This is a genomic window from Streptomyces sp. MMG1121 (genome assembly GCF_001280015.1).
In the GTDB taxonomy this organism is placed as follows: domain Bacteria; phylum Actinomycetota; class Actinomycetes; order Streptomycetales; family Streptomycetaceae; genus Streptomyces.
The window spans coordinates 216,583-239,739 of the sequence record NZ_LGDV01000251.1 but is presented as its reverse complement, the minus strand read 5'-3'; the positions used below and the strand labels follow the sequence as shown (position 1 = coordinate 239,739).

18 protein-coding genes and 3 pseudogenes are annotated in these 23,157 nt (G+C 71.3%); 8 read left to right on the top strand and 13 right to left on the bottom strand.

What is annotated here, in order from left to right:
• Positions 1-76: 76 nt before the first annotated feature.
• The 3 genes from ADK64_RS39555 to ADK64_RS39545 form a co-directional block, all read right to left on the bottom strand.
• On the bottom strand, positions 77-1,453 hold the full coding sequence (locus ADK64_RS39555; RefSeq protein WP_053666935.1) for a cation:dicarboxylate symporter family transporter: 1,377 nt from the start codon (positions 1,451-1,453) through the stop codon (positions 77-79).
• A gap of 178 nt (positions 1,454-1,631) precedes the next feature.
• Entirely contained in the window at positions 1,632-3,242 is a 1,611-nt protein-coding gene (locus ADK64_RS39550) for a peptide-N4-asparagine amidase (protein WP_199829841.1), read from the bottom strand.
• A 52-nt stretch (positions 3,243-3,294) separates the two neighbouring features.
• A complete protein-coding gene (locus ADK64_RS39545; RefSeq protein ID WP_053666933.1) occupies positions 3,295-4,038 on the bottom strand; it encodes a hypothetical protein in 744 nt (247 codons plus the stop codon).
• 307 nt (positions 4,039-4,345) lie between these two features.
• On the opposite strand from ADK64_RS39545, the gene ADK64_RS39540 reads away from it, so the two are divergent.
• From ADK64_RS39540 to ADK64_RS39525, 4 genes are all read left to right on the top strand, one after another.
• Positions 4,346-6,151 carry an ABC transporter transmembrane domain-containing protein gene (locus ADK64_RS39540; RefSeq protein ID WP_053666932.1) on the top strand — a complete coding sequence of 602 codons (1,806 nt, stop codon included), beginning with the start codon at positions 4,346-4,348 and terminating at the stop codon, positions 6,149-6,151.
• Complete coding sequence (locus tag ADK64_RS39535; protein WP_053666931.1) at positions 6,148-7,929, top strand: ABC transporter ATP-binding protein; 1,782 nt, start codon at positions 6,148-6,150, stop codon at positions 7,927-7,929. The genes ADK64_RS39540 and ADK64_RS39535 overlap by 4 nt, the downstream gene beginning before the upstream one ends.
• A gap of 540 nt (positions 7,930-8,469) precedes the next feature.
• On the top strand, positions 8,470-8,940 hold the full coding sequence (locus ADK64_RS39530; protein ID WP_053666930.1) for a DUF5709 domain-containing protein: 471 nt from the start codon (positions 8,470-8,472) through the stop codon (positions 8,938-8,940).
• Positions 8,941-8,967: 27 nt separating this feature from the next.
• Positions 8,968-9,231 carry a type B 50S ribosomal protein L31 gene (locus ADK64_RS39525; protein ID WP_053666929.1) on the top strand — a complete coding sequence of 88 codons (264 nt, stop codon included), beginning with the start codon at positions 8,968-8,970 and terminating at the stop codon, positions 9,229-9,231.
• A gap of 98 nt (positions 9,232-9,329) precedes the next feature.
• On the opposite strand, the gene ADK64_RS39520 is transcribed toward ADK64_RS39525, so the two are convergent.
• Positions 9,330-10,124: a metal-dependent hydrolase gene (locus ADK64_RS39520; RefSeq protein ID WP_053666928.1), complete on the bottom strand. Its 795-nt coding sequence runs from the start codon at positions 10,122-10,124 to the stop codon at positions 9,330-9,332.
• A 145-nt stretch (positions 10,125-10,269) separates the two neighbouring features.
• On the opposite strand from ADK64_RS39520, the gene ADK64_RS39515 reads away from it, so the two are divergent.
• Together ADK64_RS39515 and ADK64_RS39510 are read left to right on the top strand one after the other, a co-directional pair.
• A complete protein-coding gene (locus tag ADK64_RS39515) occupies positions 10,270-12,783 on the top strand; it encodes a DEAD/DEAH box helicase (RefSeq protein ID WP_053666927.1) in 2,514 nt (837 codons plus the stop codon).
• 40 nt (positions 12,784-12,823) lie between these two features.
• The gene (locus tag ADK64_RS39510; RefSeq protein ID WP_053666926.1) at positions 12,824-13,690 is read left to right on the top strand and encodes an acyl-CoA thioesterase; all 867 of its coding nucleotides are present in this window, start codon (positions 12,824-12,826) and stop codon (positions 13,688-13,690) included.
• Between the two features lie 480 nt (positions 13,691-14,170).
• Here ADK64_RS39510 and ADK64_RS39505 read toward each other — a convergent pair.
• The 7 genes and pseudogenes from ADK64_RS39505 to ADK64_RS39475 form a co-directional block, all read right to left on the bottom strand.
• A pseudogene (locus tag ADK64_RS39505) lies at positions 14,171-15,004 on the bottom strand (DUF6397 family protein); the annotation flags it as partial.
• Positions 15,005-15,129: 125 nt separating this feature from the next.
• Positions 15,130-15,543: a roadblock/LC7 domain-containing protein gene (locus ADK64_RS39500; RefSeq protein ID WP_053666925.1), complete on the bottom strand. Its 414-nt coding sequence runs from the start codon at positions 15,541-15,543 to the stop codon at positions 15,130-15,132.
• Positions 15,544-15,819: 276 nt separating this feature from the next.
• On the bottom strand, positions 15,820-16,422 hold the full coding sequence (locus ADK64_RS39495) for a GTP-binding protein (RefSeq protein ID WP_053667177.1): 603 nt from the start codon (positions 16,420-16,422) through the stop codon (positions 15,820-15,822).
• Between the two features lie 197 nt (positions 16,423-16,619).
• Positions 16,620-17,033 carry a DUF742 domain-containing protein gene (locus ADK64_RS39490; protein WP_053666924.1) on the bottom strand — a complete coding sequence of 138 codons (414 nt, stop codon included), beginning with the start codon at positions 17,031-17,033 and terminating at the stop codon, positions 16,620-16,622.
• Positions 17,034-17,051: 18 nt separating this feature from the next.
• Positions 17,052-17,489: a roadblock/LC7 domain-containing protein gene (locus ADK64_RS39485; protein WP_053666923.1), complete on the bottom strand. Its 438-nt coding sequence runs from the start codon at positions 17,487-17,489 to the stop codon at positions 17,052-17,054.
• Positions 17,486-20,080 carry a nitrate- and nitrite sensing domain-containing protein gene (locus ADK64_RS39480; RefSeq protein WP_199829840.1) on the bottom strand — a complete coding sequence of 865 codons (2,595 nt, stop codon included), beginning with the start codon at positions 20,078-20,080 and terminating at the stop codon, positions 17,486-17,488. The genes ADK64_RS39485 and ADK64_RS39480 overlap by 4 nt, the downstream gene beginning before the upstream one ends.
• 48 nt (positions 20,081-20,128) lie before the next feature.
• Positions 20,129-20,902, bottom strand: coding sequence for an MHYT domain-containing protein (locus ADK64_RS39475; RefSeq protein WP_053666922.1), 774 nt, complete (start codon positions 20,900-20,902; stop codon positions 20,129-20,131).
• A 150-nt stretch (positions 20,903-21,052) separates the two neighbouring features.
• Between ADK64_RS39475 and ADK64_RS39470 the strand changes: the two genes are divergently transcribed.
• Positions 21,053-21,652 carry a class I SAM-dependent methyltransferase gene (locus ADK64_RS39470; protein ID WP_053667174.1) on the top strand — a complete coding sequence of 200 codons (600 nt, stop codon included), beginning with the start codon at positions 21,053-21,055 and terminating at the stop codon, positions 21,650-21,652.
• A 37-nt stretch (positions 21,653-21,689) separates the two neighbouring features.
• Here the strand turns inward: ADK64_RS39470 and ADK64_RS48220 are convergent.
• Positions 21,690-22,041: pseudogene (locus ADK64_RS48220) on the bottom strand (alpha/beta hydrolase); the annotation flags it as partial.
• On the opposite strand from ADK64_RS48220, the pseudogene ADK64_RS39460 reads away from it, so the two are divergent.
• A pseudogene (locus ADK64_RS39460) lies at positions 22,037-22,246 on the top strand (PadR family transcriptional regulator); the annotation flags it as partial. The pseudogenes ADK64_RS48220 and ADK64_RS39460 sit on opposite strands and share 5 nt — an antisense overlap.
• On the opposite strand, the gene ADK64_RS39455 reads toward ADK64_RS39460, so the two are convergent.
• Positions 22,223-23,128 carry an oxygenase MpaB family protein gene (locus tag ADK64_RS39455; protein ID WP_053666921.1) on the bottom strand — a complete coding sequence of 302 codons (906 nt, stop codon included), beginning with the start codon at positions 23,126-23,128 and terminating at the stop codon, positions 22,223-22,225. The pseudogene ADK64_RS39460 and the gene ADK64_RS39455 sit on opposite strands and share 24 nt — an antisense overlap.
• Positions 23,129-23,157: the final 29 nt, after the last annotated feature.

Below are 23,157 nucleotides of genomic sequence, written 5' to 3'. Positions count from 1 at the left end.
TCTTCCACCCTGCGGCCACGCCCCACGAGCACACGCCTCGGACGGCCCAGCGCCCCGCCCCACCTGCCAGGTGACGTCACCCGACCTCGGATGCAGGCTCCTTCACGGACGGCCGCACCGGTGCCTCGGATTCGCTCTTTCCGCCTCGCTCCGGCACGAAGGCGATCTCCCCGTCCAGCACCTTCTTCGCCCGGGCGATGTCCAGCGCGCCCTCCCAGCGGGAGACCGCGAAGACGGCGACGCAGTTGCCGAGCAGGTTGGTGGTGACCCGCATGGAGTCCATGATCCGGTCGACGCCGAGCAGCAGGGTGACCGCTCCGGCGGGGATGACGCCCAGCGAGGTCGCGGTCGCGGACAGCGCGAGGAAGGCGGAACCGGGCACGCCCGCCATGCCCTTGCTGGTCAGCATGAGCACGAGGACGACCGTGATCTGCTGGCCGAGGCTGAGGTCCACGCCCACCGCCTGCGCGATGAAGAGGGTGCCGACGGAGAGGTAGATCGAGGCACCGTCGAGGTTGAAGGAGTAGCCCGTGGGCAGCACCAGGCCCACGGCGTCGTCCCGGCACCCGGCCTGCCGCAGCTTCTGCATCATGCGCGGCATGACGGTCTCGCTGGAAGCCGTGCCGAGTGCGAGCAGCAACTCCTCGCGGGTGTAGCGCACGAACTTCCACAGGCTCAGCCCGCTGACCAGCCGCAGCGCGACCGCGAGCAACGCCAGGAACAGGACGGCGACGGCGTAGCACAGGACGATCAGCTTGCCGTAGGTCTGGATCACACCGAGGCCGTACTGACCGACCAGGTGGACCATCGCGCCGAACACGGCGAGCGGGGCCAGCCGCATGACGAAGCCCACGACCGTAAAGACGATCTCCTGGGCCTGTTCGACGGCCGGCAGGATCCGGGGGACCTTGGTGTGACCGAGGTGGAGCAGCGCCGCGCCCACCAGGCAGGCCAGGAGCAGGACCTGGAGCAGCGCGTTGTCGGCGAAGGCGCCCACGAAACTGTTCGGCAGTGAGTTCAGGACGAACTCGGTCGTGGACGGCAGCGCGCCGCCCTGCGTCTGCTGGTCGAGCGCCGAGGCGTCGAGCTTGGCGGCGTCGACGTGCATGCCGGAGCCGGGCCCGGCCACGTTGGCGGCGGCCAGGCCGATGAGCAGCGCGACCGTCGAGGCGACCTCGAACCAGATCAGGGCCTTGAGCCCGATCCGTCCGAAAGCCTTCAGATCGCCTGCCTTGGCGATGCCGACGACGACAACGCAGAACACCAGCGGCGAGATCACCGCCTTGATCAGGCGGACGAAACCGTCACCGAGCGGCTGGAAGGCCGTGGCCGACTCCGGCCACAGCCTCCCGACGACGATGCCGAGCACGAGTGCGCAGGCGACCTGCGCGAAGAGGGAGGTACGCAGTATGCGTGCGACGCGTCGCGGCAGGGACGGTACGGACTGCGGCACGGGCACTCCTAGGGGATGTCGACGTGCGGAAGCCGGACGGGGCTTCTGCGATACGGAAAGCGGCTTCCGTGTCGATCACTCTGGAGGCGTCGTTGATCCCCTCGGAGACACCCGTGTCACAGCCCTGTTAATCACGCCGCGCGCAGCGCATCCCACACGTGTCTGGCCCCCGTCCGGCTCAGCAGCGGCTGCGATCCTCCGTCAGCACCCCCTGCACCGTGGTCAGCGACCGGTCGTAGCAGCCGTCGGAGCCGTGGAGGCGGTACCGCTCGCTGGAGGTGCCGACCGCGTGCCGTTGGTCGCGCGGGACGTTGATCGTGTACGCCGCGTCGCCGCTGTAGGTGTCGTCGAGCCGCGACCACACGGCGCGCCGGCCGTCCCGAAGCTCCGTCACCGAGGCGCGGTCGCCGAGTGTCAGCACTGTGCGCAGCCGGTTGTCCGTGCCGATGGTCGTCGCGCCGTTCAGGGTGTACGTCCGCAGCGTGTGCGTCGCCCGCGCCGGTCCGTGCCCGCCGGCCGTGACGGTCTCGTCGTCGGTCCAGGTCGCGTCCAGTCCGTCCGTGTTCTCGCCGTCGGTCCAGCGGTGCGCGGAGGTGTTGGCGAGCGTGCGGGTGACGGTGGTGGTCACGCGCCCGTGCGAGGTGTCGAGGTATCCGGAGACGGCGAGCCGGTGGCCGGCCTCGGTGTTCACCCGGCTCTCCGAACCGGGCGTGTAGGTGGAGGAGTTGGCGATGTCCGTCGCGTCGTCCTTGGTGAGCGCGCCGGTGACGCGGGCACGGTGCGGGTCCTGCCAGACCAGTACGTTCACCGGCGCGCTCCAGCCCGGCTGCCCCGCGGGCACGCCGACGACGGAGACCTCGACACGGTGCGGACGGCCGTCGTTGAGGAGACCGGCGAAGGGTGTGAGGTCGTACTCGATCGGCCGGACGTCGAAGGCGCCGGGAGCCGGAAGGACGTACCAGAGGAAGGGGTTGGACCAGCCGCCGGTCCACACGTTCGGGAACGGCGCCGCGATTCCCGCGAGCCGGCCGTCCACCTTGATCTGCACCTCGCGGTAGGGGCCGTGATCGGCCTTGCAGGAGTACGACGCCGGGTCGGCGACAGTCAGGTACCAGAACTCCTCACAACCGCCGCCCGAGCCCGTCGCGTACACCTCGGCGAGGATCCGTTCACTGTTGCGCGGTGCGGTGAGGGTCGTGCCGTCGGGCGTGTCGGCGAGCGTGAGGACGCGGTCGGGGGTGCGCTCGGCGGGGCGGCCCGCGTAGAAGGTGAGCGTGACGTGCACGTCGATGACGCCGGTGTACGTGTCGTCCACGACGTTGCCGATCAGCATCTCGACGTCCCGCGCGCTGCGAAAGGTGTCGCTGTAGCGCGTGACGTCCTTCTCGACGTGCCACTGGATGCCGTCGGGCGAGGGCTCCGGGGTGGACGTGCGCAGAATCTCGACCCCTCCGACGTGCAGATAGCCGAGCCGGTCGTACTGGCGGCCCTTCACCTTGCCGTCGAGGCGCAGGACGACCTTGCTCCAGTGGTCGCCGCACCCCAGGGGCGGGGTGTACGTCCCGCGGTAGGGCGTGAAGTCGCGGAACTGCGCGTCGGCGAGGGTCACCTGGCACGACTTTCCGTGCGGGCGGTCGACGGGCGGTGCCGCGGTGATCGGGTCGTGCCAGTCGGTGCCGAACTCAGCCGGGACATAGGCCGCTCGGGCGGCAGCGGCCCCGGTGCCGAAGAGGGCGCTCGCCAGAAGGGTCGCCCCGGCGAGCATGGACATGACTATCCGTCTTCTCATGGCCCGTGTTCTACGGGGAGTCGGGCCCACCCCGCAATGACGCCTCGTCGCGTCAGGCGCGCAGTTCCCTCTTGTCGCCCATCACCATCACCGGATGGCGGTCCGGGTCCAGCGTGCGCAACAGGAACCTCATCGCTTCCTTGGGGACGCTGACACAGGCGGACGTGCCGTCGCCGTGGTCGAGGTGCAACCAGATGCCGCCACCCCTGTCGTCGCCCATCGGGCGCCTGGGGTCGTGCGGCGGAGTGCCCGGCCAGCGGTTGTAGTCGATGGCGATGACGTAGTCGAAGACGTGCTCGTACGCCTCGCCCGCGATCGTCGGCGCGTAGGCGTACGCGTCCTGGTCGTACGGCAGCCTGCTGCCGGGGTCGTCGAGTACGCCGCCCGCATCGGAGAGACCGAACACGCCGACGGGGCTGCGGTCGTCACCCGAGTGATGGTCCATGGTCCAGCCGTTCCGGCCATTGTGGCCGGCCCAACGGGCGACCGGCCGCCACTCCGGCCCCTCCTTCATGTACAGCACGACCGTGGAGTCGGCCGAATCCTCGCTCTCGCCGTACACCACCAGTACCTGACCGGAATCGGCGGGGATCCGCCGCTGCAGGCGGTCGCCGACACCCGGGAGGCGCGTGGGGTCGGTCGCGGGGAGGGCCGCGACGACCGGGCCGCGCGGACCCTGCGCACCATCGGGGTCGGCAGGACGGGATTCGCCACCGCCGCACCCGGACAGGGTCGCCAGGAGAGAACCGAACGCCGTCACCGCGACCGTAAATCGCCGCACACAGTAGGTCTGCACACATCCATGGTCGCATCACACACAGAACGATAATGTTACTTTTCCTGCTATTTCACCGGGTTGGCTGACAGCATCGCCGCGGTGACCTGCACGGAATGAGATCACCCGGCCGCCGACCTCGACCGGCGACCCGACGGGGGTACAGCTCTCGTCCCCGGCCTCGACGGCTCGGTGGCCGGAAGCGGTGGATTCGGCGGTCCATCAGAAAAACCGTTTGAAAATCACCACTCTGCGACGCGAACCTTTCACGGCTTGTTGCCGTTCTCCCCCTCTCCCCCTCCTCCCTGACACGAGCCACTGGGACGTCATGCAGATTCAAGACCTTCCGTACCCCGATCCGGGCGTCCCGGACGCGCGTTCGGGCCCCCGATTCCTGTGGTGGCTCTGGCGGAACCAGCTGGGCGGGCAGCTGAAGTCACTCGCCTGGGGCCTGCTGCACTTCGTCTCCGTCTCGGCCCTGCCCTTCTGCGTCGGCCTCGCCGTGCAGGCGGTCGTCGACCGCTCCGGCACCCGGCTCGCGCTGACGGGTTGTCTGATGCTGCTGTGCGGCACCGGCATCGCCGTCGGCGACACCTTCCTGCACCGGGCCGCCGTCACCAACTGGATCACGGCCGCCGCCCGCATCCAGCAACTGCTCGCCCGCAAGGCCGCCCAGCTGGGCTCCGCCCTGACGCGGCGGGTCGCGGCCGGTGAAGTGGTGGCCGTATCCACCGGCGACGTCGAAAAGGTGGGCTGGTTCGTCGAGGCGGTCTCCCGGTTCACCGCGGCCGCGCTCACGGTCGTCGTGGTCTGTGTCGGCCTCCTCCTCTACCAACCCGCGCTGGGTGTGGTCGTCGCCGTCGGGTTGCCTGTCGTTGCGCTCTCGGTGCTGCCGCTGCTGCCCCGGGCCACCCGCCGCGCCGATGTGCAGCGCGAGAAGGCGGGCCGGGCCACCGAGCTGGCCTCGGACACCGTCGCCGGGCTGCGCGTGCTGCGCGGCATCGGCGGCGAGGAGCTGTTCCTCGACCGCTACCGCCGGGCCTCGCAGGAGGTACGCCACGCCGCCGTACGCAGCGCCCGGATGTGGTCGCTGATCTCCGCCGTCCAGGTGCTGCTGCCCGGGCTGCTGCTCATCGCCGTCGTCTGGCACGGCATCCATCTGGCCCGCCAGGGCCGGATCACGGTGGGCGAACTCGTCACCGTCTACAGCGCGGTCATGGTCCTCAACTACCCGCTGCGGCACTTCGAGGAGATCGCCATGGCGTACTCCTTCTCCCGTCCGTCAGCCAAACGGGCGGCCCGGGTGCTGTCGCTGGAGCGGGCCACGGCCACCGACGGCATCCGCGAGGCCGAGGTGCCGACCGGGGATCTGTACGACCCCGACACCGGTCTGCTGGCTCCCGCCGGCCGGCTCACCGCCGTGGTCTGCGGCGACCCCGACGCGGCGGGCAGGCTCGCGGAGCGGCTGGGCGGCCATCCGGCCGAGCCGGGCCGCCCGGTGCAGCTCGGCGGTGTCGCCCTGGACGAACTCCCCCTGGACAGCGCCCGTACCGCCGTCCTCGTCCAGGACAAGGACCCGGTCCTGCTGTCCGGCACGCTGCGCGAGCTGCTCGATGTGCCGGCCTCCGGAGCCGTACACGCCGAGGACGCGCTGGCCGCGGCGCAGTGCGACGACGTCCTGGACGCGCTCGTGCAGGGATCGCTGGGCGCCGCCGACCCGATGGACGCCCGCATCACCGAGCGCGGCCGCTCGCTGTCCGGCGGCCAGCGCCAGCGGCTCGCACTGGCCCGGTCGCTGGTCACCGACCCCGAGGTGCTGGTGCTGGACGAACCGACCTCCGCGGTCGACTCGCACACCGAGGCACGGATCGCGGACGGGCTGCGCCGACTGCGCTCGGGCCGCACGACGGTGGTGTTCACCTCCTCACCGCTGCTGCTCGACCGCGCGGACCGGGTCGCCCTGGTCCACGAGGGCGAGGTCGTGGCAGTCGGCGGGCACCGCGAACTGGTCGACAGCGAGCCGCGGTACCGGGCCGTGGTCACGCGCCAGACGGACGCGGAACTGGCCGCGGCCGACGAAGGGGGCCTCCTGAAGGCCCTCCAGGAGCTGGAAGAGATCGAGGAGAGCGCATGATCGGCGTTGCGCCACCGGCATACGATCCGGCGGCCCCGACGACCGCCACCACCCTGCCCGTCGGCGCGGCCGCGACCGTGCGGGCCTACGTCACCGAGCTGTTCCGCCGGCATCGGCGGGCCTTCCTGCTGCTCATCGGCGTCAACACCGCGGCCGTGATCGCCTCCATGGTGGGCCCGTACCTGCTCGGCGACCTCGTCGAGCGGGTCTCCGACCGGTCCCGGGAGCTTCATCTGGGCCTGATCGCCGGGGTGTTCGTACTCGCCCTTGCCGTGCAGGCCGTGTTCGTACGGCAGGTGCGGCTGCGGGGTGCGGTGCTCGGCGAGCGGATGCTGGCCGACCTGCGCGAGGACTTCCTCGTCCGGGCCGTCGGTCTGCCGCCGGGCGTGCTGGAACGAGCGGGCACGGGTGATCTGCTCTCCCGTATCACGACCGACATCGACCGCCTGGCCAACGCCATGCGCGAGGCCGTGCCGCAGCTGGCGATCGGTGTCGTGTGGGCGGTGCTGCTGCTCGGCGGGCTCGTCGTCACGGCCCCGCCGCTGGCGGCCGCCGTGCTGTTGGCCGTGCCGGTGCTGGTGATCGGGTGCCGCTGGTACTTCAAGCGGGCGCCCTCCGGCTACCGCTCCGAGGCCGCCGGGTACGCCGCCGTCGCCGCCGCGCTCGCCGAGACCGTGGACGCGGGCCACACCGTCGAGGCGCACCGCCTGGGCGCCCGCCGCGTCGCCCAGTCGGAGCGGCGGATCAAGCAGTGGACGGCCTGGGAGCGCTACACCCTGTGGCTGCGGTCCGTGCTCTTCCCGGTCATCAACGCCGTCCATGTCATCGTGCTCGGCTCGGTCCTGATGGCCGGCGGCGTGTTCGTCCTGCGCGGCTGGATCGGGGTGGGCCAGCTGACCACCGGCGCCCTGATCGCCCAGATGCTCGTCGACCCGGTGAATCTGATCCTTCGCTGGTACGACGAGGTGCAGGTCGCCCAAGTGTCGCTGGCCCGCCTGGTCGGTGTGCGGGACATCGAACCGGACGCCGGGGACGTCTCGCTGGCTCCCGACGGACGGGACGTGTCCGCCGACCGGGTGCACTTCGGCTACCGCGAGGGCGTCGACGTTCTGCGCAAGGTCTCGCTGGAGGTGGCACCCGGCACCCGGCTGGCCCTGGTCGGTCCCTCGGGGGCGGGCAAGTCCACGCTGGGCAGGCTGCTCGCCGGGATCTACGCACCCCGGGACGGCAGGATCACCCTGGGCGGCGCGGAGCTGTCCCGGATGCCGGCCGAACGCGTCCGCTCGCACGTCGCCCTCGTCAACCAGGAGCATCACGTCTTCGTCGGCTCCCTGCGCGACAACCTCCTGCTGGCCCGCACCGGCGCCACCGACGCCGAGCTCTGGGCGGCCCTGGGCGCTGTCGACGCGGACGGCTGGGCACGGGCCCTGGACGACGGCCTGGACTGCGAGGTCGGCTCCGGCGGGCTGGCACTGACCCCGGCGCAGGCCCAGCAGATCGCGCTGGCCCGGCTGGTGCTGGCCGATCCGCACACACTCGTCCTGGACGAGGCGACCTCGCTGCTCGACCCGCGCGCGGCCCGCCATCTGGAGCGCTCCCTGGCCCGCGTCCTGGACGGCCGCACGGTGGTCGCCATCGCCCACCGCCTGCACACCGCCCACGACGCCGACGTGATCGCCGTCGTGGAGAACGGCCGTATCAGCGAGCTGGGCAGCCATGACGAGCTGGTCACGGCGGGCGGCGCCTACGCGGCCCTGTGGCGGTCCTGGCACGGCTGAGGATCCGCCGGTGCCCCGGGTGACCGGTACTACGGCGGAGAACCCGCCAGTGGTGCCGGTCACCACGGTCCCGGCGGTCACAGCCGCCGAGCCGCTGATGGTGCAGGACGCCGGGAGCAGGATGCGGCGGCTGCCTCGGGTGCCTGGAGCCGCAGTAGCTCCGGCAGCTGCAGCTTGGGGCGGCCGGGCATCGGTGGACCGGGCCGGAGCGGATGCCGCCACAGCCGGAGCATGAGCCGGCCGGGCCTTGGCCGACCGGGCCGCGGTGCGTCCTGACACAGCCGGAGCGCGGGACACCCGGCCCCGGGCCGTCCGGATCTCCGTGCCAGCGGCCGGGCCACGATGCCCGGGCGCGGGCCCTGGCCGGGGGGCGTGCCGTTGCGCAGTCCCGAGCCGGGGTGGAAGGCTGGAGAACGGCACCGGTTCGGGGAGCGCCGGCGAACCTTCTGGTTCGCGGTGTGTGACACCCGTGCCGCGCATGCCGGCGGCCCGCCGCCCCCTGCGGTGGTATGCGGCCGTCCTCATCACCCGGAGGTACTCGTGGACAGCGCCGACAGCTGGGGGGACGACGTCTACCAGCCCGATTCCTCGGAGACCCGCGAGGACTCGGGGGTGCTCGACGTCGAGGACACACTGGACTTCGACGGCGTCGCCGACCCGCTCGACCGCGGCTGGTCCCCTCCCGAGCGGCCGTGGGCGGTGGAACACAGTGGTGTGACGGCGGCCGAGCGCCAGGCGGGGGAAACCCTGGACCAGCGACTGGCCGAGGAACAGCCCGACCTCGTCACGCCCGCCGGCGACGGCATCGGCGACTGCGCCGGCACCGACGGGGAACTCCTCGACAACGAGGTCGGCGACCTCCGCTCCGGCAGGCTGGTGGCCCCCGACGAAGGGGCGCACGAGGACGACGAAGCCGCCCTGGTCGCCACCGATGTCGGTATCGACGGCGCCGCTGCCTCCGCCGAGGAAGCCGCGATGCACATCGTCGACGAGGACTCCCTGTCCGGCTGACCCGCCCGCCCCGCACCAGGAGTCGCCATGCAGCAGGACAAGCACCCCGACTACCACTCCGTGGTATTCCGCGACCGCGCCGCCGGATACGCGTTCCTGACCCGGTCCACCGCGCAGAGCGAGCAGACCATCGAGTGGGACGACGGCGAGAGCTACCCGGTGATCGATGTGGAGATCTCCTCGGAGAGCCACCCCTTCTACACGGGCAAGGCCCGCACGGTCGACACCGAAGGCCGCATCGCCCGCTTCGAGCGCCGGTACGGCGGAGCGGAGTCCGGCGAGGCCGGCTGACCGGGTACGAGGGCTCGGCCCCCGCGGACCGGGGCCGTGCTGCGCACCGCTCGCGCCGGACGAACCGCGGGCATCGCGCCAGGGGCGGGGCTGGCGTGTCAGATCACGTTGAGGGCGGCCGCGCAGCCCACCCCGCCGAGCAGCATGAACACGGGCATCAGCACCTTCAGCTCCACCCAGCTGCCGGCCCGGAACCGCAGCGCCTTCGGCGGCCCCAGCGGATACCAGCGCTTGCGGCCCACCGGGATGGGCCACAGGATCGGGCAGCCCGACACGGTCAGCGCGTCCCCGAGGTCGTGCACCAGCGCGCCCAGCACGATCGGCAGCCCCAGCCACAGGTACTGCTGGTCGGGCGCCGTGAACAGCCAGTCGGAGCCGTTGCCGGGCTTGTCCAGGATCCCCGCGAGGATCCACGCGCTGGTCGCCGCCAGCAGCCACACCAGGACATCGCTGCTGGAACCCCGGGCCGCCCGCCACAGCAGGCCTTCGATGGCCAGCACCATGTGCACGAAGAGGATCGCCAGCACCGCCCAGCGGCCCCCGGTGATCGCCGCGGCCGAGCAGCCGGCGCCGAGCAGGACCGCCCACAGCCAGGTGTGCGTCAGCGTGCGGTGGCCGCCGTTGCGCCGCGGGTCGCCCTTCATCCGCGTCGCCTTGTAGACGACGTAGGACAGCTTGTCCACTATCTCGCAGACCCAGTGGGAGATCGGCCCGAAGGAGCGCGAGATGGTCGCCGCCTTGTGATCGAGGTCCGGGGCGAGTGCGGCGCCGGCACAGATCAGCGCGCCGACGAGGAGAACGGGCCAGGGCATCGGGTGCCCGGTCGCTGCGGCGGCCGCTCCGACGCCGAGCCAGGCCGCGGCCCCCGACAGTGAGTGTGCTGGTCCCATCATGGCCGCTTCCCGCCCCATTCCTCGTGTGCCGCTGTCCAGTTGACCCGGCGCGCTGACGTCGCGTCGGCGACACAGCGTAGCTGCCATGATCTTCGTCCCCGCAGCCGATTCCCCTCTCGGGGTCAAGGCCAGGCAAGATGGGTGCGTGACCCTCATCGATCAGCTGCCGCCGACCGCCGACCCCGACGCCCTGTACGAAGCCTTCGAGTCGTGGGCACAGGAGCGCGGTCTCACCCTCTACCCCCACCAGGAGGAGGCGCTGATCGAGGTGGTCTCGGGGGCGAACGTGATCGTCTCGACGCCCACCGGATCCGGCAAGAGCATGATCGCCGCGGGCGCGCACTTCGCCGCGCTGGCCCGGGACGAGGTCACCTTCTACACCGCCCCGATCAAGGCGCTGGTGTCGGAGAAGTTCTTCGAACTGTGCAAGCTCTTCGGCACCGAGAACGTCGGCATGCTCACCGGCGACGCCTCCGTGAACGCCGATGCTCCCGTGATCTGCTGCACCGCCGAGGTCCTGGCCTCGATCGCGCTGCGCGACGGCAAGAACGCGGACATCGGCCAGGTCGTCATGGACGAGTTCCACTTCTACGCCGAGGGCGACCGCGGCTGGGCCTGGCAGATCCCGCTGTTGGAGCTCCCTCAGGCACAGTTCATCCTGATGTCGGCCACTTTGGGTGATGTTTCCTTCTTCGAGAAGGATCTCACCCGCCGCACCGGCCGCCCCACCTCGGTGGTCCGCTCGGCCACCCGTCCGGTGCCCCTCTCCTACGAGTACAAGTTCACTCCGCTCACCGAGACGCTCACCGATCTGCTGGAGACCAAGCAGGCACCGGTGTACATCGTGCACTTCACGCAGGCGCAGGCCGTGGAGCGGGCGCAGGCGCTGATGAGCATCAACATGTGCTCGCGCGAGGAGAAGGAGCAGATCGCCGAGCTGATCGGCAACTTCCGCTTCACCACCAAGTTCGGCCGCAACCTCTCCCGTTACGTCCGGCACGGCATCGGCGTCCATCACGCCGGCATGCTGCCCAAGTACCGCCGCCTGGTGGAGAAGCTCGCCCAGGCCGGCCTGCTGAAGGTCATCTGCGGTACGGACACGCTCGGCGTGGGCGTCAACGTACCCATCCGTACGGTGCTGTTCACGGCCCTGACCAAGTACGACGGCAGCCGTGTGCGCACCCTGCGTGCCCGCGAGTTCCACCAGATCGCGGGCCGGGCGGGGCGGGCCGGCTTCGACACGGCCGGGCTCGTCGTGGCGCAGGCGCCCGAGCACGTCATCGAGAACGAGAAGGCTCTGGCGAAGGCGGGCGACGACCCGAAGAAGCGTCGCAAGGTGGTGCGCAAGAAGGCGCCGGAGGGCTTCGTCGGCTGGACGGAGAACACCTTCGAGAAGCTGATCGCCTCCGAGCCCGAACCGCTGACCTCGCGCTTCCGGGTGACGCACACGATGCTGCTGGCGGTGATCGCCCGCCCGGGCGACGCCTTCAAGGCGATGCGTCACCTGCTGGAGGACAACCACGAGCCGCGCAGGCAGCAGCTCAGGCACATCCGCCGGGCCATCGCGATCTACCGCTCGCTGCTCGACGGCGGGATCGTGGAGAAGCTCGACACACCGGATGCCGAGGGCCGCATCGTCCGCCTCACGGTCGACCTTCAGCAGGACTTCGCGCTCAACCAGCCGCTGTCCACGTTCGCACTCGCCTCGTTCGAGCTTCTCGACCCCGAGTCGCCGTCCTACGCGCTCGACATGGTGTCCGTCGTGGAGTCCACGCTGGACGACCCGCGGCAGATCCTCGTCGCCCAGCAGAACAAGGCGCGCGGCGAGGCCGTGGCCGCGATGAAGGCGGACGGTGTCGAGTACGAGGAGCGCATGGAGCGCCTCCAGGACATCACCTACCCGAAGCCGCTGGAAGAGCTGCTCTTCCACGCGTACAACACCTACCGCAAGAGCCACCCGTGGGTCGGCGACCACCCTCTGTCGCCGAAGTCGGTCATCCGGGACATGTACGAACGGGCGATGTCCTTCACGGAGTTGGTCTCCTTCTACGAGCTGGCCCGCACCGAGGGCATCGTCCTGCGCTACCTGGCCAGCGCCTACAAGACCCTCGACCACACCATCCCGGACGACCTGAAGTCCGAGGACCTGCAGGATCTGATCGAGTGGCTCGGCGAGATGGTGCGCCAGGTGGACTCCAGCCTGCTGGACGAGTGGGAGCAGCTGGCCAACCCGGAGGAGATGACGGCCGAGGAGGCCCAGGAGAAGGCCGACGAGGTCAAGCCGGTCACCACGAACGCGCGCGCCTTCCGGGTCCTGGTCCGTAACGCCATGTTCCGCCGCGTGGAGCTGGCCGCCCTCGACCAGGTCGAGGAACTCGGCGAGCTGGACGCCGAGGCCGGCTGGGACGCCGAGGCATGGGGCGAGGCGATGGACAAGTACTGGGACGAGTACGAGGACCTCGGTACCGGCCCTGATGCCCGCGGCCCCAAGCTGCTGGTGATCAAGGAAGAGCCGGAGAACGGCCTCTGGCGCGTCCGCCAGATCTTCGACGACCCGAACAGCGACCACGACTGGGGCATCAGCGCGGAGATCGACCTCTCGGCCTCGGACGCCGAGGGCCGCGCGATCGTCCGCGTCACCGATGTCGGCCAGCTGTGAACCGTCTTCGACCAGGTGTGAGCCAAGGAGAGACCCACCGATGACGAACCCGGCCGAGAGACTGGTCGACCTGCTCGACCTGGAGCAGATCGAGGTCAACATCTTCCGTGGCCGCAGCCCGCAGGAGTCCCTGCAGCGGGTCTTCGGCGGCCAGGTGGCGGGCCAGGCGCTGGTCGCCGCGGGCCGCACCACGGACGGCGAGCGCCCGGTGCACTCGCTGCACGCGTACTTCCTGCGCCCGGGTCGCCCGGGCGTGCCGATCGTGTACCAGGTGGAGCGGGTCCGTGACGGCAGGTCGTTCACGACGCGCCGGGTCACTGCCGTACAGCAGGGCCGCACGATCTTCAATCTGACCGCCTCCTTTCACAAGCCTGAGGAAGGACCGTTCGAGCACCAGCTGCCGCCGGCCCGCGAGGTGCCGGATCCGGAAGCACTGCCGACGGTCACCGAGGAGATCCGCAAGCACCTGGGCGCGTTGCCCGAGCAACTGGAGCGGATGGCGCGCCGCCAGCCCTTCGACATCCGTTACGTCGACCGGCTGCGCTGGAACGCCGAGGAGATCGAGGGGGCCGAGCCGCGCAGCGCCGTGTGGATGCGCGCGGTCGGACCGCTGGGTGACGATCCGCTGGTCCACACGTGCGCGCTGACCTACGCCAGCGACATGACCCTCCTGGACGCGGTCCGCATCCCGGTCGAGCCCCTGTGGGGTACGCGGAACTTCGACCTGGCCTCGCTGGACCACGCGATGTGGTTCCACCGCCCGTTCCGCGCGGACGAGTGGTTCCTCTACGACCAGGAGTCGCCGATCGCCACCGGCGGGCGTGGTCTGGCCCGCGGGCGCATCTACGACCTGCAGGGGCGACTGCTCGTCTCGGTCGTCCAGGAGGGGTTGTTCAGGTCCCTGTAGCGGGCCGACGGCCGAGGCTGGGGCCGGGTGGGGGGTTCAGATACGTGTGGTCCGGGGACTTCTGCGCCGCAACCAGCCACGCAGGCCGCGGTTCGCGGGCGCCGGGTCCTGCTCGGAACGCCGGTCCCGGCGCGCGGGAGGCCTGGCCTGCCGTACCAGCGGTGCACGGTGCCGCTCGGACGCTCGGCCCGATGCCGCACCGTCCGGCCAGGGCGCCCCGAACACCGGCCCGTCGTCCCCCTCTTGCGCCCCAAGCGCCGACTCGTAGTCGCGCCCGGGCGCCGGAGCCGCCTGCTCACCGTCCGGCGCGCATGCCCCAACCACCCGCTCTGCCTTCGGCCCGGACGCCCCGGCCATCGGCTCCCCCGTCGACTCGGGTGTCCCAAGCACCGGCTCACCGTGCGGCCCCGGTACGCGCACGACCGGGTGCTCCTGCAGCTCCCGCGACTCCGCGGCCCGTGTGACCGTTCGCGCCAAGGGCGGGATGGGCCGTGCGGTCGCTCGCACCGTCGGCGCGGCACGGCGCATGTCCGGGCGCGGGGCGGGTACGTCGCTGCGAGCCTCCTCGACCGAGTGGGCCAGCTCTCCGCGCAACCAGTCGATCTCGTCCGCGTCCTGTGCTGTCGTGATCCGCTCGGCGAGATGGGCCGCAGGGGATCCCGCGGCACCCCGGCCGGGCGGCATGGGCCGGAACCGGTTCAAGTAAGCACGCTCGTACGGGTTCTTGACGACGTCGGCGATCTCGATCGGTGGAAGGAAGGCGGCCACGGCGCCGGCCCGGGCCCATGGGTCCTCGGCCCGCCGCAGCAGGAATCCGAGCTGGCGTCCGCGCCAGTTGCGGGCGCGCAGGTCCACTCCCGCCTCCAGCTGGCCACGCAGGGTCTCGGGCGTGCGCCCCTTGAGCAGGTGTGCGTTCCGGGGGTCCAAGGTGAAGTTCCGCAGGTCTTCCGCCAGATAGAGCCAGACCACGGCGCGGTAGCGATTGAGGTACCACTTCGCGGGCACGAGCAGCCCCAGACGAGCGAGGCGGGTGAACCGGCCGGCCGGGATCTGCATGAGCGCCGCGCCCTCGGCGGTTCCCACCACCCGCACGCGCTCGCTCAGGGATTCCGGGAAGTCGCCCTGCGCACGGAGGCGGTCGATCTCGGCGCGCTCCACCCGCCGAGCGCCTCCCCCGCCTTCGTCGGGCACGGTGCGGATGTGGGCGAGTTCCACGGCGAGGTCGAACTCGCTTCGTTTGAGGCCCAGTTCCCGGGCCGCGCGGCTCGGGGTGCAAGTGATGGGCCGGGGCGGGCTGAAGGTGCTAGTCGACATGGTCGTAACTCCCCCGTGGAGTCGTGACTCACGCCCTGTGCGCGAGCCGTGTACACACCGTAGCCGGTTCGGCGCATCTCGTGGCGAGCCTGTGGATAACTCCGCGGGGTGGCGAAACTCGCAGGTCAGAACTCCGAGTTGGGCGTTCGCTCGGGCTGTCGGGCATCGACGCCGAGGTGTTCGCCGACGCGATTGACGAGCAGGGTCATCTCGTAGGCGATCTGGCCGATGTCGGCCTCCGCCCCGCTGAGCACGCACAGGCAGCTACCAGTGCCCGCCGCGGTCACGAACAGCACGGCGTCGTCGTACTCGATCATGGTCTGGCGCACCCTGCCCGCGCCGAAGTGACGTCCCGACCCCTTGGCCAGACTGTGCAGCCCGGAGGCCACGGCAGCGAGGTGCTCGGCGTCCTCACGGCGTAGGCCCGTACTCGCGCCCGTGACCAGTCCGTCGTTGGACAGGACCAGCACGTGCCGCACATGGTCCACCCGCTCGGTCAAATCGTCCAGGAGCCAGCCGAGTCCCTGGTTCTGCGCCATCTCCGTCTCCCCGCGTGATGCACCCCCTGGCTGGAGGAACTCCCCGCCAGCCTTCACCACGACCGGCGTCCGGGCAAGCCGGACGGGCGCATGGCACAGAAGATGACCGACGGGTGATGTCGGGCGTTTGTCCCGCACGGTACACATACCGGCAAGTTGACCGCCGTTCGCGCCGGTGGGAGCCCTGACGGGGCAGCGGGTCGGTGTCTGCCGGACAGAGGGGAACCAGCCGTCAGCATCGGCCAGAACACCGCGAAGGGGCGCCATCTCGCGGGCTCAGCCGACCGAGTCCAGGAGCCGGGCGGTGTGCATCCGCCCCGCGTACTCGACGAGTCGGATCAGGACTTCCTTGCCGGAGTCCCGGTCGCGCGCGTCGCACAGCACGACAGGTGTGCCGCGGTCGAGGTCGAGGGCGCGGGAGACGTCGTGGGCGCCGTAGGTGCGGGCGCCCGCGAAGCAGTTGACGGCCACCACGAACGGGATGCGCCGGTGCTCGAAATAGTCGACGGCGGGGAAGCAGTCCTCCAGGCGCCGGGTGTCCGCGAGGACGACGGCACCGAGGGCCCCTTGGGACAACTCGTCCCAGAGGAACCAGAAGCGGTCCTGACCGGGAGTGCCGAAGAGGTACAGGGACAGGCCGGAACGGATGGTGATGCGCCCGAAATCCATGGCGACGGTGGTGGTGACCTTTCGGTCCACGCCGTCGGTGTCGTCGACCAACTGCCCCGCTTCGCTGAGCAGTTCCTCGGTGCGCAGCGGCCGGATCTCGCTGACGGCCCCGACCAGGGTCGTCTTCCCGACGCCGAACCCGCCGGCGACCAGTATCTTCAGCGCCAGTGCGGCAGTCTCGCCGGCGTCGTCGGAGTGCTCGGAGACCATGATCACTTCTCTCGGGAGGACCGGTCGCGGTCGGCGTCCGGGTACTTCGGGCGTGAAGTCAGCATCATGACAAATAGGGCACACTTCTGGGCGATTGGACCGAAAGGCACCCGAAGTGACCGACTCGCGCCCGGCCCGGGGCGCAACGCGTCCGGATAGGAGTGGGGATCGACGTACGGCGTGCTCCGCGCGGTCATCTACAGCGCTCGCAATCCCGCGATGACCTCGTGCAGAATCCGCTCGTCGGGCAGGTGCGCCGGGGGCACGGGGCGGCTGATGACCACACAGCCGAGTTCCAGGAGGTCCCCGAGGAGCACCCTGACCACGCCGACGGGAAGGTCGGCGTCGGCGGCGAGTTCGGCGACGGACTGGGTCTCCGTGCGGCACAGGCGGATCAGGGTCCGGTGCTCGGGGCCGAGCGCGGTGTCGTCGTCGAGCGCCGGGGCCGCGAGGTCGAGGGTGACGAGGGCGATCAGATCGAAGCGCACCCCGGTGGGCCCCGGCTGCGTGCGCCCGCCCGTCATGGCATACGGACGGACCAACGGCCCGGCCTCGCCGTCGTACCACTGACTGCCCGGCTCGCGACGGTCGTCCATCGGGTTCTCGGTCATCGGTACCGCCTTTCCGTCTCACCCCGCGGCGGGCGGCTGTGCTGCCAGGCGCGGTGGCGTGTAGAGGTGCTCGCCGACCCGCTTGACCAGGCGCGCCATCTCGTAAGCGACCAGTCCGATGTCGGCGGTGACGGCGGTGAGCACGGCGAGGCAGGAACCGTCACCCGCGGCGGCCACGAAGAGGAACGCATCGTCCATCTCGACCATGGTCTGCCGCACAGCGCCCGCTCCGAAGTGCCGCCCGGCCCCCTTGGCGAGGCTGTTGAAGCCGGAGGCGACGGCGGCGAGGTGTTCGGCGTCCTCGCGCGCGAGGGCGGTGGAGGCACCGACGGCCAGCCCGTCGTTGGAGAGCACGACGGCGTGCCGCACTTCGCTCACCCGAGTCACCAGGTCGTCGAGCAGCCAGTCCAGTTCGCCGGATCGCGGGCCGGGCCTCGTGTGCGGGTCCTGGATCATGCCGGGTCTCCTTCATTGCTGTCACTGGCCGTTTCGGGCTCCGGGGCGGCGGCCCGGCCGGACTGTCTGCCACCACCACGCACCCAGCCGTCGCGGTAAGCCGTCATGCGGTCCCGCACCAGTTCGGGAGTACGCCGTTCGTCGCCGTGTCCCGGGGATTGCGGCGCCGGCTCCTCGCGGCGTTGGTGCCGGAGCTGGGGAGCCAGGCTCGCCTGGCGCACGCGGCGTGGGAGGTCGTCGGAGGGATCGGAGTCGTTCATCGGGCGGTGCGGCCTCAAGGCGGTGACGCCGGGGTGCGGGGTTTCGTCGGTCGTGCCCGGGCGTCCCGACTCCCCTGCCCTGCCACGGCGTCCCGACTCGCCGTCCGTGCCGTGGCGGCCCGGATCGTCCGCCGTGCTGGACGGGCCGGAAGCGGTGGCCGCGAGGGCTGGGCGGTCCGGCCGTGCGGCGACGGCCTCCTGGGACCAGTTCGTGCCGGGCACGTGCGCGTACGCGCGTTCCTGCTCGTGGCGAACCTGTTCGTTCCGGCGGGAAGCAGGTTCGGTCGACCTGTCATGGAGCAGAGCCGTGGGCAGCAGGACGACGGCGGTGGTGCCACCGTACGGGGACGTCCGCAGGTGCACCTTGACGTCATGCCGGGAGGCAAGCCGGCTGACCACGAAGAGCCCGAGCCGGTCGCTGTCGAACAGGTCGAGGGCCTCGGACTGTTCGATGCGCCGGTTTGCGCCCGCGAGGGTCTCGGCGCCCATGCCGAGGCCGCGGTCCTCGATCTCCAGGGCGTAGCCGTTGCCGACGAGTTCACCGATGACGCGTACGCGCGTGTGCGGTGGCGAGAACTGGGCCGCGTTCTCGACGAGTTCGGCGAGCAGATGGGTGAGGTCGGCCACGGCGGCACCGATGACGTGCGTCTCGGGGAGCCGGCGTACTTCCACGCGCGCGTAGTCCTCGATTTCCGATACGGCGGCCCGTACGACGTTCGTGAGGGACACCGGCATGCGCCAGGCCCGGCCGGGTGCCGCCCCCGAGAGGATGATCAGGCTCTCGGCGTGGCGCCGCATCCGGGTGGTGAGGTGGTCCAGACGGAACAGGTCGCTCAGCTCCTCGGGGTCGTCGGAGCGCCGCTCCATGCTGTCGAGGAGGCTGAGCTGGCGGTGGACCAGCACCTGGCTGCGGCGGGCGAGGTTGACGAAGACTCCGGAGATGCCGCTGGCGAGTTCGGCGCGTTCCACGGCGGCGCGCAGGGCGGCGCGGTGGACGGTGGTCAGGGCTTCGGAGACCTGACCGGTCTCGTCCTCGGCCGGTGGTCCGACGGGGGCCTCTGCCCGGATGTCGAGGTCCTCGCCCGCGCGCAGTCTGCGCATCGCTTCCGGGAGCTTGCGGCGGGCGATCTCCAGGGCGTCGTTGCGCAGATTCACGAGCTCGACCACAAGCCCTCGTCCGATACGGACGGAGATGACCAACGAGGCGACCACAGCGGCCAGACCGAGCAGTACGGCGGCACCGGCGGGACTGACCAGTCCGCGCGTGACCGGATCGGCGCGGCCCGCGACTGCCCGGCCCGTGTCCGTCGCGATGCTCCGCATGCCGTCCTGCACGCGCGCGTGGGCGGAGCCCCAGGCGGCCTGCGGTGTCGTGTCAGCCGGCTTGGCGCCCGGCCCGGCGGCGAGGATCTTGTCTTCGGCTGCACCGAGGGTGCTGTAGGAGTCGCTGCCGCTCAGGTGCTGCCAGGCGGCGCGCTGGACGGCGGGCAGATCGTCGACGGACGTCTCGGTGAGGGTGCGGCGCGCGGCGACGGCGGCACCGAACGCCCTCAGCCGCTCGCCCTGGAGACCGTCGGAGGTCGGTGCGCCGCTGAGCAGTGTGTCCTCCTGGGCCAGCGCCTCGGCGGCCCTGGAGAATTCGAGCAGCACGCGCGCGTCGGAGCCGACGTCGGCCTGCTGGATGCCGGTGAGAGCGCCGTCCACGGCAAAGGCCGCCCCGATGGTCTTCGTGTACTGGGCGTACACCGTTCCCCAGCCGGCCTTGTGATCGAGTACGGCCGTGCGCAGCGCGCGCAGTTGCGCGGCGCCGGAGACGAAGCTGGCGAGGCGATCGGAGACGTCGGCGGGCAACTCCTCGCTGTCGGCGACGGTGCTGTCGCCGCCGAGCCGCAGTGCGGCTACGGCCCGGTCGGTTCGGGCGGCCAGCACCTGGACGTCGCCGGCGTCGCCCGGGTCCGGCACGGTGGCACAGCGCACGGCTGCGGTGCGCTCGGCCTGGAGGGCGGCGACGGCTGCGGCCACCGGGGTGCGCAGTTCGGCGTCGACCCGCTGGGACTGACGGAGCCGGGCCACGTCCTGGGCGGTGCTGACGGTGGCGTACGCCCACAGGGCTAGCAGGGAGACGACGGGCACCATCAGCAGGCTGACGACCTTGGCACGCACGGTACGGGGTCGTAGGTACCGGCGGTTTCCACGCGCGCGTGGCGTGGTCGGCACCGCACCGACAGGACGGTCACCGACCTCGTCGGCGGGCGGCCCGGCGTGCGCGCGGCGGCCGCGCGGGGGGTGTGCCGGGGCGCCGGTTCTCGGGCGGGTACGGGATGGGCGCATGGCCTCCTCGCTCGGGGCGTGGGTCGGGTCGCTAGGAGGGGTTTCCCGCTAGCGGGCGATGGTCTCGACGGGCCGCTGGGCGGAGGCGGAGGCCTCGCGCTCGTCGGCCGTGGGTGAGAGGGCGACGAAGGCCGAGGTGATGAAGAGATAGGACCCGAGGCCGACGGCGAGGGGGAAGATGAACTGCATCGCCGTGGCCCCGGGCAGGGCCTCGCCGGAGGGGTGCACACGCACGCTCACCGCGAACATCCCGGTGTAGTGCATGCTGCTGACGGCCGCTCCCATGACGAGGGAGGCGACGGTGACCGCGAGGGGCGACCTGATGTTGAGGCCGGCCCACAGGGCCACGGTCGCCGCCACGACGGCGATCAGCACCGACAGTCCGACGAGGACAGGGTCGTACCGGACGTCTCCGTGCAGCCTGACCGCCGCCATGCCCAGGTAGTGCATGCTGGCGACACCGAGCCCGGTGGTGAGTCCGCCGAGGAGCAGCGCCCGGTTGCGGTCGCGGCTGTAGCCGACGGCGAAGACGCCGGCGCAGACGACGACCATGGCGACGAGGAGGCTGAGGATGGTCAGCGGCACGTCGTAGCGGATGTCGGTGCCGCTGACGCGGAAGCCGAGCATGGCCACGAAGTGCATGGTCCAGATGCCCGTCCCGATCGCGGTGGCCGCGGTGACGAGCCAATTGCGGCGCGAACGACCGGTGGTGCCGAGTGCGCGGACGGTGCAGCGCAGTCCGAGTGCCGCGCCTACGCAAGCCATCGCGTACGACAGCACGGGGGTCAGCCAGCCGAAGGCGGCGTGGTCCAAGTGTCCCATGGCCAAGGGACGCTAGGGGGCACGGGCGCACACAGGGGGCGCATTTCGAAACGTGCTGGAATATGACACGCAGATGCGACGGAACGATCGGGTCCGGCCCGAACATGTGCGCCTACGTATCCCCCGTGACGGTGAGGAATCATGCGGAACATGAGCGACGACCACACACACGTGCAGGAGTTCTTCGGAGCCCGGGCAGCCGACTGGGACAGCCGGTTCCCCGACGACGGCCCGGCCTTCGCGGCCGCCGTGGCCGACCTCGGCCTGCGGCCGGGGGATCGTGTGCTGGACGCGGGCTGCGGCACCGGGCGCGCCCTTGCGCCGCTGCGGGCCGCGGTGGGCCCCTCCGGGGTGGTGCTGGGCGCCGACCTGACTCCGGCGATGCTCCAGGCGGCCGTGCGGGCCGGCCGGGACCGGGACGGGCGGCTTCTGCTCGCGGACGTCGCCGCGCTGCCGCTGCGCTCGGAGAGCCTGGACGCCGTGTTCGCGGCCGGTCTGATCGCCCATCTGCCGCACCCGGTGGGCAACCTGCGGGAGCTGGCCCGCGTGGTGCGGCCGGGCGGCGCGCTCGCGCTGTTCCATCCCATCGGGCGCGCGGCCCTGGCGGCACGGCAGGGCCGGCAGATCACAGCCGACGACCTGCGCGCCGAGGCCAACCTCGGTCCGCTCCTGGCCCGTTCGGGGTGGCGCATGACGTCGTACGTCGACGAGGACGCGCGTTTTCTCGCGCTGGCCACGCGCGAGAGCTGAGCGACATACCGGCCAAGACACGCGCGGCTCGGAGCCGCTACGGCTCAACCGCCGGGCGGAGCCAGTACGTTCCGGCGACGGCCGCAACGAAGGCGGCGGGGTTGTCGAACATGACGTTGTGCCCGGCGCCGGGCACCGTCACCACCCCCCGCCAGTGCACTGCTGTGCACACCCTGAAGGTAGACACGCTCCACGGACGGCCCCTCCAGGATCGTGCGCGTGCCAGGGCCCGAGCCCTGCCGCAGGCCGACGGCGCTGCGGTGCAGGGCGCGCGGGTCGGCCAGCCGCATGGTCGCCGCCCGCAGAGGGCCGACGGCCGCCAGCACGCGCGCGTACCCTTCTCCGACGAATTCGCCCTCCCCATAGGCGGCGATGTTGCTGCTGCCGGCCGCCCAGGCGGCCGTACTGCGACGCCGACTGGCCTTCCTCGAAGAGCCCGCTACTTTCTCCTACGACGGTGACCGGCCGCTGCGCGCCGAGGAGTTGGACGACCCCTTCCGGCGGGATGCCCTCACCATCGCACGTGCCACGAGCCGGGCCGAACTCGTCTGGCTGCGCGACACCCTCGCGTCACTCGGGGGCGTCAGCCGCTGAGGCGTCCCGGTGCCGCACCGGGCAGCCGCGCAGCCCAGGAACCGGGCGGGTGCCCAGACCGTCGACGCGGTAGCCGTCCGGGTAACCCTTCACCTCCCAGTTCTGGCGGGCGAAATGCGGCTTGCGGCGCGGTGGCAGCAGCCGGACGAGGCGGCCACGCGTGCGGACGGCGCGGCGCATGAGCGCAGTGACGGGCGTGCTGGGCGGCGAGTAGCGGAACGTGCGCAACAGGGACTCGTCGAGGAGGGCGAGCGTCGCCGTGCGCAGCACCGGCGCCAGCGGGCGCGGATACCAGGACGCCATCAGGTCGAGGGTGGCGTCGGAGACCTGCCGGGCGCGCTCGTCCCAGCCGAAGCGGTCCCGCTCGTAGGCGTCGAGGAGCGCCTCGAACTCCTCATAGCTCTCGGGGATGTCGGGGATGCCCATGTACCGGCCGAGAGTGCGGTAGTACTCGGTGGCCGCCACGATCTCGTGCCGGGACAGCCGCCGCCAGCCGTAGGCGTCGATCCACCGTCTGGGCATCACGACGAAGGTGCTCAGCACGTAGCGCATGTCGTCGTCGCCGATGTCGTAGCTGCGGTGCATCTGGTTGATGCGGCGGATCGCCGTGCGGCCCTCCTCGGCGGCGAATCCGTGCTCCACGATGCTGTCGAGGAGGAGCACGGTGTCGTCGTACCGCATCTGCGCGCGTTCGACCAGCTCCGCCGTCCCGGCGAGCAGCCGGCCGATGCTCGGCACCGCGTAGGTGCGATAAAGGGCCAGCTCAAGGGCGCGCGTGTAGTCCCAGGGGAACTCGTAGGCCACACTCAGCCGGTAGATCTCCACCGCGTCCGCCACCGGATCCAGCCGACGGATCCTACCGAGCCGCTCGAACCGGTTCACCGCGCCGTCCCCCTTCTCCGGAGAGGTCC